The 11206-nt window shown below is 39.4% G+C and carries 9 protein-coding genes and 1 pseudogene; 4 read left to right on the top strand and 6 right to left on the bottom strand.

Annotated features, from left to right (window positions below; all coding sequences use genetic code 11):
- Window positions 1-470: 470 nt before the first annotated feature.
- The 3 genes from PSN35_RS03930 to PSN35_RS03920 are packed head-to-tail and all read left to right on the top strand — an operon-like array spanning window position 471 to window position 4386.
- Window positions 471-1466: a hypothetical protein gene (locus PSN35_RS03930; RefSeq protein WP_300029748.1), complete on the top strand. Its 996-nt coding sequence runs from the start codon at window positions 471-473 to the stop codon at window positions 1464-1466.
- 35 nt (window positions 1467-1501) lie between these two features.
- Window positions 1502-1624 (top strand): hypothetical protein, encoded by a 123-nt coding sequence (locus tag PSN35_RS03925; RefSeq protein WP_300029745.1) that lies wholly within the window; start codon window positions 1502-1504, stop codon window positions 1622-1624.
- Window positions 1612-4386: a DEAD/DEAH box helicase family protein gene (locus PSN35_RS03920; protein ID WP_300029742.1), complete on the top strand. Its 2775-nt coding sequence runs from the start codon at window positions 1612-1614 to the stop codon at window positions 4384-4386. The genes PSN35_RS03925 and PSN35_RS03920 overlap by 13 nt, the downstream gene beginning before the upstream one ends.
- A gap of 69 nt (window positions 4387-4455) precedes the next feature.
- Here PSN35_RS03920 and PSN35_RS03915 read toward each other — a convergent pair whose 3' ends face one another.
- The 5 genes from PSN35_RS03915 to PSN35_RS03895 all read right to left on the bottom strand — a co-directional run bounded on the left by PSN35_RS03915 (window position 4456) and on the right by PSN35_RS03895 (window position 10342).
- Window positions 4456-6453 carry a sodium-translocating pyrophosphatase gene (locus tag PSN35_RS03915; protein WP_300029740.1) on the bottom strand — a complete coding sequence of 666 codons (1998 nt, stop codon included), beginning with the start codon at window positions 6451-6453 and terminating at the stop codon, window positions 4456-4458.
- Between the two features lie 145 nt (window positions 6454-6598).
- Complete coding sequence (locus PSN35_RS03910) at window positions 6599-7762, bottom strand: hypothetical protein (protein WP_300029737.1); 1164 nt, start codon at window positions 7760-7762, stop codon at window positions 6599-6601.
- An 83-nt stretch (window positions 7763-7845) separates the two neighbouring features.
- Window positions 7846-8496, bottom strand: coding sequence for an adenylate kinase (gene adk, locus PSN35_RS03905; protein ID WP_300029734.1), 651 nt, complete (start codon window positions 8494-8496; stop codon window positions 7846-7848).
- 21 nt (window positions 8497-8517) lie between these two features.
- The gene (locus tag PSN35_RS03900; RefSeq protein WP_300029731.1) at window positions 8518-9768 is read right to left on the bottom strand and encodes a 6-phosphofructokinase; all 1251 of its coding nucleotides are present in this window, start codon (window positions 9766-9768) and stop codon (window positions 8518-8520) included.
- Window positions 9769-9856: 88 nt separating this feature from the next.
- Window positions 9857-10342 (bottom strand): metallophosphoesterase family protein, encoded by a 486-nt coding sequence (locus PSN35_RS03895; protein WP_300029728.1) that lies wholly within the window; start codon window positions 10340-10342, stop codon window positions 9857-9859.
- A gap of 196 nt (window positions 10343-10538) precedes the next feature.
- On the opposite strand from PSN35_RS03895, the gene PSN35_RS03890 reads away from it, so the two are divergent.
- A complete protein-coding gene (locus tag PSN35_RS03890; protein ID WP_300029725.1) occupies window positions 10539-10943 on the top strand; it encodes an SCP-2 sterol transfer family protein in 405 nt (134 codons plus the stop codon).
- Between the two features lie 48 nt (window positions 10944-10991).
- Here the strand turns inward: PSN35_RS03890 and PSN35_RS03885 are convergent.
- Window positions 10992-11206 (bottom strand): annotated as a pseudogene (locus tag PSN35_RS03885) (HAD family hydrolase); the annotation flags it as partial.

The raw sequence follows: 11206 nt of genomic DNA, 5'->3' as shown, positions 1-11206 counted from the left end.
AGGTAAAGCATGACACCATAAAGGTAAAGCATGACACCATAAAGGTAAAGCATGACACCATAAAGGTAAAGCGTGGCGTCATAAAGGTAAAGCGTAGCGTCATAAAGGTAAAGCATGACACCATAAAGGTAAAGCGTGGCGTCATAAAGGTAAAGCGTAGCGTCATAAAGGTAAAGCGTAGCACCCTACAGGCAAGTCATCGGGCAATGAGGCTAGAATATGGTAATTTTGTTGTGATATAATCACCTACTTTAAACTTTTAAGGAGTAACAAAAATAAAAGGGTGGCGTCCCCTTATTCCTTATCTGCTCGAAATATTCCTGCAAAAAGCATCTTCATAATTTGCAATCAACAATCGATTTTTACAAACTACCAATCAAAGTATTTAAATACAGATTCTAGATTAAAATCAGAAATTTACTTAATCTTTTTTTTTGATATAATACGATTTTTTACGTATAAAAAAAACAATGGAAACCATACAAATTACTAATGAAGATCAAGCGCTAGAGTTATTGGAGCAAATTAAAAACGGCACAAGCATTGACCGTCATGACATTAAGTTTGATAACTGGCCAAAGGTGGAAATTGTTTTAAGGGGTGAAGATTTTGACGGATCTATTCCGACCAGAATTATGCCGCCAATTTTGGCATTACAAAAACAAATCCACCAAGTATATGCTACGGTAAAATACGGTGTTGACAGTGATAAACGTTTAAGTAAAGAAGATAGAGAAAGCTCAGAGCTTATTGTTACTATAGACAAAGGCTCATCTATTTTTACTATCAAGTTGGATGACACATTAAACAATGTTATTAAAAAAGCAATTAGCGAAATGACAACAACCCAAGTATTAAGTCTAGTGTTAGGGGCGGGTGTGATTTATTCTGCCAACTCAATGTGGAAGGATTATCTAAACCATCAAGCCAGAATCCACGAAATGGATATCAGGGTTGAAGTTTCTCAAGAAGAAACACGACGACTAGAGCTCATGCAAGGCATTATAAATAACAATGTAACGCTTTCTGGATTTAATCAAAACATGAACAGATTGCGTTCGGACATGCTTAAAAAAATGCAAGATAGAGACCAGTTTGTTATCAATAACACACCTGTTATTCAGGGCAATGAAGCCAAACAATTAGTCAAGCCTGCCAAGGTGGAACCTGTTGAAGACCGCATTGATGGCACTTTTAAAATATTAGATGTTGCATCAGGCAGAATACCTGGCGGATACAAGGTTCATGTTGAGAATATTGATACTAAAGAGAAATTACTTATTTCAGTGCCAGCAGACACGCTAACTGACGAGCAAAAAACCAAGCTCCAAGATGGAGAGTGGAATAAAAAACCTCTTGATATGCAGATTAATGTTCGAAAACTGCGTGGTCAAATCAAAAAAGCCACACTAATTAAAGCGGGATTAGACACCAACCAAACACCATCTCCAAAACCTCGTTTTTAAATTAAAATACGATTTTTAACGTATATTTTTTTACTATGACTGAAGAAGAAAAGCAAAAAGAATTAGATAAAATCAACAACGACTTTCAAAAGCCATTGGGCAATCGCTCTATTACTCAACTAAAAATCAAAATAGTATTGATTTGGTGTTGTTTTTAAATGGTATTCCAGTTGTTACTATAGAGCTAAAAACAGACTTTACTCAATCGGTAGAAGTAGCAAAAAGCCAATACAAAAATGACAGACCCCCAAAAGGCGAGCCATTATTAGAGTTTAATCGCCGTGCCTTGGTGCATTTTGCGCTCAGTGGTGATGAGGCTTGGATGACAACCAAGCTTGCAGGGCCAAAAACATTTTTCTTGCCTTTTAATAAGGGTCGTAATGATGGTGGCGCAGGTAACCCTGTTAATGCAGATGGATATGCGACGCAGTATTTATGGGACGAGGTACTACAAAAGGATTCACTGCTAAATATTATTTCCAAATATTTACACCTAGAAATAAAACACAAGGAAGATCATCAAGGCAAGAAAAGTAAAAGTGAAGTGTTGATTTTCCCACGTTATCATCAATTAGATTCAGTACGAAAACTACTTGCACATGCTAAAAAAAATGGTGCTGGCAATAATTATTTGATCCAACACAGTGCAGGCTCTGGAAAATCAAACTCTATTGCTTGGCTGGCTCATCAGCTTAGTTCACTGCATAATAATGAGAATGCAGTATTTGACTCAGTAATTGTTATTACTGATAGAACTGTACTGGATAGCCAACTACAAGAAACTATTGCTGGGTTTGAGCATACGGCAGGATTAATAGCCTCAATTACCCGTGAGGGCTCTAGTGAATCTAAATCATCTCAACTTGCAGATGCGCTTGAAAGAGGTGCCAAAATTATAATCACCACCATTCAAACTTTTCCATTTGTACTTGAAGCCATACAAGAAAAAACCACGCTTAAAGGTAAGAAATACGCCATTATTGCTGACGAGGCGCATTCAAGCCAAACAGGTGGTACAGCAAAGAAATTGCGTGAAGTTTTAAACTCTGAGCAATTTGAAGATGATGGCGAGATTAGCGCTGAAGATATTATTGTCGCCTCACTCGAAGCTAGAGCTGCTAGAGATAATCTAAGTTATTTTGCTTTTACAGCCACCCCTAAGACAAAAACATTAGAAATGTTTGGCGTATTGCCAGATCTAACACAGCCAGCATCGTCCACCAATAAACCTCAGGCATTTCATTTATACACAATGAGGCAAGCTATTGAAGAGGGGTTTATTCTGAATGTATTAAAAGGTTATATTACCTATAAACTTTACTACAAGCTAGAGCACAGTAAGTTGCAAACTGATGAAGAAGTAGAAAGCAAAAGAGCCAAGACGCAAATTGCTAAATGGCTCAACCTACACCCCCATAATATTGCTCAAAAGACTGAGATTATCTGTGAGCATTTTCATAGGTATATTGCCCATTTGCTTGATGGGCAAGCCAAAGCAATGGTGGTAACTTCTAGCAGGAAAGCAGCGGCAAGGTACAAGCTGGCATTCGATAAATATATTGCAGAGCATGAGTTTAAGAACATGCGAGCAATGGTTGCATTTTCTGGAAAGATTATTGATGAAGGTAAGGAATATACTGAAAGTAATATGAACTCAGAGCTAAACGGCAGAGATATGCGCAAAGCATTCGATACCAACGATTATCAAGTAATGCTAGTTGCAAATAAGTTTCAGACCGGATTCGACCAGCCTAAATTGGTTGCTATGTATGTAGATAAAAAATTAGGTGGCGTGGATTGTGTGCAAACACTATCAAGGTTAAACAGAATTTATCCAGGTAAAGAGCAGACATTTGTATTGGATTTTAATAATAGTATTGAAGATATAAAAAAAGCATTTGAGCTTTATTACAAAGATACAGAGATTGAAGATGTAACCGACCCAAATATCATTTATGACTTACAAACTAAGTTGACAGGTAATGCTATTTTTACTGAGATTGATATAGATAATTTCTCACAAGCATTCTTTGCTCCAAAAGAGAATCAAGTGGCAATGACCATTGCTATAAAACCTGCTGCTGATAGATATAGAGCAAAATATCAAGCGGCCATATTAAAAATAACATCATTACAAGACGATTTAATATTAGCCAAAAAAGATAAAAACACAAGTTTGATTCATAATATTGAATTAGATCTTAAAGAGCAAAACGAAGCTAAAAGCGAACTGGATATTTTTAAGAAAGATTTAGTAACTTTTGTGCGCATGTACGAATTTTTATCGCAAATTGTTAATTACGAAGACGAGGACTTGGAAAAACTTTGGGCTTTTGTAAAGAGTCTGGTACCAAATTTAAAGACCTATGAAACCAAAGATCCGATTGACATATCAGCGATTGAGTTGAGTCATTACAAATTACATAAACAAAATGAAAAAAATATAGAGCTCGAAGATGGTAGGGAGTTGCCACCTATCAATCCTGGTGGTGCAGTACCAAGAGATCCGGAAAAAGAAAGATTGTCTGAAATTGTACAACAGATGAACGCTCTCTTTGAGGGTGATTTAACTGATGATGATATGCTTAATTATGCCAGAACTGTAAAAGATAAAATGATGGAAGATGCTATTGTTATTGAGCAGCTAAAAAGTAATAGTAAAGAGCAGGCAATGATGGGTGGTTTTAAGGATTTACTCAACGATGCAGTAATGGATAGCATGGATACTCATAACAGTATGGCGACACAAATTTTAGAACAGGATAGAGTAAGAAAAGGTTTTGCCGATATTGTGTATGAATTAATGGTTAAAGGCTTGGTGAAAAATAATAAAAATAACGACAAAGTTGTAAAGTTTGCAACTGAGCCGTATGGTTATAGCATTGCCGCTGAGAATCCTGATGAAGGTGGAAAAAACTAGAGGCGCTTTTCTTTAGGCGTAAAAAAAGGCGTGCTATAAAGCACGCCTTTTTTGATCAATTGATTATTGCTACAGTAGCGGAATAATCATGATTGCAACGATGTTGATAATCTTGATCAGTGGGTTGATCGCAGGACCAGCCGTATCTTTGTACGGGTCACCGACAGTATCACCAGTTACAGCCGCTTTATGCGCATCTGAGCCTTTGCCACCGAAGTTGCCGTCTTCAATATACTTTTTAGCATTATCCCAAGCACCACCACCGGTAGTCATTGAAATAGCGACGAAAATACCTGTAGCAATAGAACCAATTAACAAACCACCCAATGCTTCAGCGCCTAATAGTAGGCCGACAGCCACCGGGAATAGAATTGGCAGGATAGAAGGCACAATCATCTCTCTAATCGCCGACTTGGTGAGCATGTCAACTGCTTTAGAGTAGTCAGGTTTTTGCGTGTAATCCATAATACCCGGCATTTCTCTGAACTGACGACGCACTTCTTCAACAATACCACCTGCTGCACGACCTACTGCTTCCATGGCCATAGCGCCGAATAAGTACGGTACCAAGCCACCTAAGAATAAACCAATGATTACCATGTGGTTTGATAAATCAAATGAGATAGGGTCAAATCCAACTCTTGTATTTAATTCATGGGTAAAGTCAGCAAACAATACTAATGCTGCAAGACCAGCAGAACCAATCGCATAACCTTTTGTTACCGCTTTAGTTGTATTACCAACTGCATCCAAAGGATCAGTAATGTTACGAATTTCTTCAGGAAGTTCAGCCATTTCAGCAATACCACCTGCATTATCAGTAATCGGACCATAAGCATCAAGTGCCACAATAACACCCGTCATAGATAACATCGCTGTTGCTGCAATAGCAATACCGTATAAGCCACCTAGGTCGAACGCAGCCCAAATACTCGCACATACTGCCAAAACTGGAAGTGCTGTTGATTTCATTGACAAGCCTAGGCCTGCAATTACGTTGGTACCATCACCAGTTAGTGACGCTTTAGCAACATGTTGTACTGGCGCACGTTCAGTTGATGTGTAGTATTCTGTTACCACAACCATCACACCGGTTAACGCTAGACCAATGAGTGAAGCATAGAATAAATCCATACCCATGTTCATGTCAGCGGTGATGTAGTAGAAGGCTACAGCAGCTAAACCTGCAGAGACAATCAAGCCTTTGTATAGTGCACCCATGATTGAGCCACCATCAGACACTTTCACAAAGAAAGTACCAACAATTGAAGCAATAATTGAAACCGCACCTAAGGCTAGAGGGTAAAGAATGGCATCATTGCCCATGCCTAAAACACCTGCCAACATCATTGTTGCAACAATGGTTACTGCGTAAGTTTCGAATAAGTCAGCAGCCATACCTGCACAGTCACCCACGTTGTCACCCACGTTGTCAGCAATTACTGCTGGGTTACGCGGATCGTCTTCAGGGATGCCAGCTTCAACTTTACCAACAATATCAGCACCAACATCAGCGCCCTTAGTAAAGATACCGCCACCTAAACGAGCAAAGATAGAAATTAACGAGCCACCAAATGCTAGACCAATCAATGCGTGTAGTGCATCGCCTTGTTCAACACCGCTAGCGATCATGCCAGCATAATAACCGGCAACACCTAAAAGCGCCAAACCAACCACGAGCATACCCGTTACCGCGCCACCCTTGAAGGCAACCTGGAAAGCGGCATTAACACCATTTTTGGCCGCTTCAGCAGTGCGTGAATTTGATTTAACCGATACGTTCATACCAATGTAGCCTGTCGCACCTGATAATATTGCACCAATTAAGAAACCAAGGCCAACTAACGTACCTAAGAAATAGGTGATAACGATCAATAAAATAACACCAACCATACCAATGGTTGTGTATTGACGGTTTAAGTAGGCTTTAGCGCCTTCTGCAATTGCGTCTGAAATTTCTTTCATTTTATCTGTACCTGGGGATTGTTTATAAATCCAGGTCATTGTAAATAAGCCGTATAGAACAGCGGCAATCGAGGCTCCGATAGCCATAGTTAATGTATCCATTACTTTTTTTCTCCTTTTAGTTATATTTTTTTATTTTCTCCCGCAAAAGATTGTACTGTAATTTGAATGACCAGGTAATTAAAATCCAAAAAAATAGCCCGAAATTCGGGCTATTGTTGTTAGTTGGTTTTATTATTGATTCGTGTTAATCTTTTTTCCAGTATTTGGTCTCAATACCCTCACCAAGGTCGGCCTCTACCAATCTTGATCTGAGTTTTAATAGTTTTTCCAGTAGTGCTGGTTCAGCTTCTTCATAGGCTTGTGCATCTGGCTTTCGATTCACGACAACGCCTAATAATTCAGTAATTGCATTACCAATTGAATTTTGAGAAATGGTAACAATTAGTTTGCCCTGGTCATTTCGATAGATTAATTGTTTAAAAGCCGGTTGCCAGCGGATTGATGATGAGTATTTAGGGTCTTCAATGCATTTGTCACGGACTTTTTTAGCTGCAGATAAAAAGCACGTGTTGAATAGCAAGGTGTTTTCAATCAATTCAGGGAAGTATGCTTCTTTCGGGACAGAGGAATTACGACAAGACACCTGTGAAAAGAAGGTTCTATAGAAATCGAGAAACCCTTTTAACACTAGATCGTACTCATCCCAAAATTTGACATTTTTTAAACTGTCAATGCCACCAGTCACTTCCCAACTTGGCAAGCCTTGAGGGTAGCCAGTCAGAGCAAGTCCAGAGGCTTTGCCATCGACAGGTTTTAGAATTTCAAAATTAAGTTTCGATTGAAATTCTGCATAGACATCTTCCATATAGTTTGCAAATAATGAGTGTTGACCGCCATCAGTAAGATTTGGGTTTTTAGGGTCTGATATTTCAGAATTTTCCAACTCCTTTTTATCGAAAACAATAAAATGATTATGCAGCATACGAATACTTGGAACGCCAGGCGATGTTATTGGCCAGGTTGAATCTAATGACGCTTCACCACACAACACTAGGTGTTTGTCTGCATCCGGAAACTCTTCCAGCATAAAGCTGATGATGATTTGGTTCATACGATTCCAGGCATTTTTCACTTTATTTGGCACTTGGGTACGTCTTACCGGTCTTCCTAAAGGGTTTAGTATGCTTTTGGATGTGTTGTAAATAATGGAACAATCAAATAAATTCGAATGTCCTAGCGCTTTACGATACAAAAGTAAATCTTCACTGTTTTCCATAAGACCATTGTTTTGAGTAAGGTCTGCTAAATTTTCTGATGAATTGAAAAATTCATTTGGCTTCATGCCTTCTGGCACATCTAGCGGAATTGGCCTAAAAGGCGTTGTAATTTGTCTTGGTCCAGTTTTCATAATAGGTTGCTAATTAATAATTTGTAAAAAAAAGGCTTATGTCTAACTGACATAAGCCCCAAGTTTTAGCTCAAACTTGTTGTTTAGCCCAGTTGAGCGTAAACGCGATCTCTTACTTCGTCTAATGAGCCAACACCAACAGCAGCACCATATTTTGGTGCACTGCTGTCTTCACTCATCCAGCTTTGATAGTAATCCACCAGTGGTTGGGTTTGCTCATGATAAACATCTAAGCGCGAACGTACCGTCTCTTCGTTGTCATCAGCACGCTGCACTAACTCTTCACCAGTGATGTCGTCAATACCATCAACTTTTGGTGGATTGTAAACAACATGATACGTACGACCAGATGCAAGATGAGCACGACGACCCGACATACGAGCAACGATATCCTCATCAGGCACTTGAATTTCAACCACATAGTCAATTTTCACACCATCTGTTTTTAAGGCTTCAGCTTGAGCAATGGTACGAGGAAAGCCATCAAATAAGAAGCCGTTTTCACAGTCATCTTCTTGAATGCGTTCCTTTACCAGGCCAATAATGATATCGTCTGATACCAGACCACCTGCATCCATCACTTTCTTAGCTTCAACGCCTAGTGGCGTACCAGCTTTAACGGCAGCACGTAACATGTCGCCAGTTGAAATTTGAGGAATTGAATACTTCTCGCAAATATTAGTTGCTTGAGTACCTTTTCCTGCGCCTGGAGGTCCTAGTAAAATTACATTCATATTAATCTCGTGTTTTATCTATTAAAGATCCATGTCGAAAGTTGGTAGTTTTCTATCAACCATTTCTTTCTTCATAACGACGTAGTCAGGAAGACCATTTTTGTATGGTGGGTATGCTTCGCCTTCAATTAATGGCTGTAAGTACTCACGACATTCTTCGGTAATACCAAAACCGTCTTCAGAGATATACTCCATTGGCATCATCTTTTCAACGTTAGCAATGTCTTTTAATTCACCCATGCCAATTTCCCAAGTGTACGGGTTATTTGATGTACGGATAATTGCTGGCATAACTGAGTTTTTACCTTGCATGGCAAGCTCAACCGCTGCTTCACCTAAAGCGTACGCTTGCTCAACATCTGACTCTGAAGCCAAGTGACGTGCAGCACGCTGTAAGTAGTCAGCAACTGCCCAGTGGAATTTGTAGCCTAATGCATCTTTAATTAAGTTAGCAACAACTGGTGCAGCGCCACCTAATTGTGCATGACCAAAGTCATCACGCGTACCTTGCTCTGCTAAGAATTTTCCGTCAGCCCATTTTGTACCTTCAGAAACAACAATCGTACAGTAGCCAAACTTCTTAACGTTTGCATCTACTTTTGCTAAGAATTTTTCTTCATCAAAATCCACTTCAGGGAATAAGATAACTACTGGAATTGACTCATCTAATAAGCCACCTGCAGCAGCGATCCAGCCTGCGTGACGACCCATAACCTCAAGGACGAAAACTTTCGTTGAAGTCGCTGCCATTGAGGCAACGTCAAAACTTGCTTCCATCGCAGAAACAGCAATATATTTAGCAACTGAGCCAAAACCTGGGCAGTTGTCTGTTACTGGTAGGTCGTTGTCAACCGTCTTAGGTACGTGGATTGCTTGAATTGGGTAGCCCATAGATTCAGACAACTGAGAGACTTTCAAACAAGTGTCAGCTGAATCGCCACCACCGTTGTAGAAGAAATAACCAATGTCATGTGCTTTAAATACCTCGATTAGTCTTTCGTATTCGGCCTTGTTAGCTTCTAAAGACTTCATCTTGTAACGACAAGAACCAAAACCACCAGAAGGTGTGTGCTTTAATGCAGCAATATCAGCGTCAGACTCTAAAGAAGTGTCGATCAAGTTTTCCATTAGTGCACCAATGATGCCGTTTTGACCTGCGTAAACCTTGCCAATTTTGTCTGGATATTTACGAGCTGTTTCGATTACGCCACATGCAGAAGAGTTAATTACTGCAGTTACACCGCCTGATTGTGCATAAAAAGCATTTTTCATGGTTGTTCCTTATTTACTTATAAAAACTATCAATTATACATTGCAGTTTGCCGAATGCTTGATTTTTTACTGGTTTTAGAAATGCGTGTTAGTTGAAAATGTGAGTTTCTATTTGCCAGTTTTGCTCTGATTGAACGGTGAGCACTAGGCATTTTGAGCCGCCATGGGTGCGTGTTTGTCCTGCTGCACCAGGATTGACAATCCAGGGTGTAGTGTGTTGTTCTACTAATTGTTTATGAGTGTGACCATAAATAATAATTCTAGCTTCAGGATAGGTTTGTCTGAGCGAATCGTGTGAAGGGCTTTTGTGGCCGTGAGTATGGCCATGATCCACCATAATAATGCCGCCAGGCAAGGTGATCTTTTCCACCGTTTTTAGCTGCGTTAAATGAGCATCATTATTACCCTGAATGGCAATCAATTGCTGCTTAGGGGTAAGTTGTTCTAGTGTCGATGCATCAACAATGTCGCCAGCATGGATGGCTAAATCGCAGTTGTTCATAATGCCAACAATCTCTTCATGAATAAAGCCATGAGTATCAGAAAGAATGCCGATTGTTAAAGGTGTTTTCATGGTGAAAAATTATACGCTAGGCATTATTTTTTTTCGTAACATTAAGTAGTTTGATTATTGCTAAAAAATAAGTATTTTTGACACGTGTTAATGGGCATAATATTGCCATTCATAAAATGAATAAATTTGAGGAGAATGGATAAGGCAATCTTGAAAATTGCCTTATTTTTATTAATACTATCAATAGGAGATTAACATGGCAGTATTATTTTCAAGTGAGTGGATGAATCAACTTAAAGATGCCTGGAATGCATCAGATGAGGTTCGTGGTAAATTAGCAGAAATCAATTTCTCTTCAACCATTGCCTGTGGTTTTAAAGGCGACGGTACACCAACAGGTATTTTCGTGGTTGAAAATGGCGAGTGCGTCAGTGCTGGCGATTACAATGGTGAGACGATTGACTGGGACATGCGTGCCGATAAAAAGAATTGGATTAAATGGCTAGATAAACCACTAGGAATGGCATCAATGGGTATGGCTGTAACCATGGGTAAGTTAAAGTTTGAAAAAGGTGATTTTGGCGCCATGATCAAAGACCCTAGAATGGCAACGCCATTTGTTAAGAGTTTTGCGTTGATGGGTGAAATTGGCGGCGAATAATCACCAGCCAATAGTTATCTATTAAGAGCTCGCTGAAAAGCGAGTTTTTTACGTATGGCTCTTTAAAGGTAAGGTATGCTTAAAGGTTTCGATATTCATAAATCCGGTTACCGATTGAGTGGAAATTTTTGAGCTGGGTTTGCTGATAGCAACTACAGTGCCAATGCCAAATTGTTTGGCAGAATTAAGCACACTAATTGAATCATCGAAAAAAATACTGGTCTGTTTGTTTAGGTTGATGGCTTGCTCTAGCTGCTGCCAAA

Source organism: Candidatus Thioglobus sp. (assembly GCF_028599055.1).
Taxonomy (GTDB): domain Bacteria; phylum Pseudomonadota; class Gammaproteobacteria; order PS1; family Pseudothioglobaceae; genus Thioglobus_A.
This window is presented reverse-complemented; position numbering and strand designations above follow the sequence as displayed.

Coding starts and splice junctions, on each gene's coding strand:
- PSN35_RS03930 (WP_300029748.1), top strand. CDS start 471: ATGGAAACCATACAAATTACTAATGAAGATCAAGCGCTAGAGTTATTG.
- PSN35_RS03925 (WP_300029745.1), top strand. CDS start 1,502: ATGACTGAAGAAGAAAAGCAAAAAGAATTAGATAAAATCAACAACGAC.
- PSN35_RS03915 (WP_300029740.1), bottom strand. CDS start 6,453: ATGGATACATTAACTATGGCTATCGGAGCCTCGATTGCCGCTGTTCTA.
- PSN35_RS03910 (WP_300029737.1), bottom strand. CDS start 7,762: ATGAAAACTGGACCAAGACAAATTACAACGCCTTTTAGGCCAATTCCG.
- adk (WP_300029734.1), bottom strand. CDS start 8,496: ATGAATGTAATTTTACTAGGACCTCCAGGCGCAGGAAAAGGTACTCAA.
- PSN35_RS03900 (WP_300029731.1), bottom strand. CDS start 9,768: ATGAAAAATGCTTTTTATGCACAATCAGGCGGTGTAACTGCAGTAATT.
- PSN35_RS03895 (WP_300029728.1), bottom strand. CDS start 10,342: ATGAAAACACCTTTAACAATCGGCATTCTTTCTGATACTCATGGCTTT.
- PSN35_RS03890 (WP_300029725.1), top strand. CDS start 10,539: ATGGCAGTATTATTTTCAAGTGAGTGGATGAATCAACTTAAAGATGCC.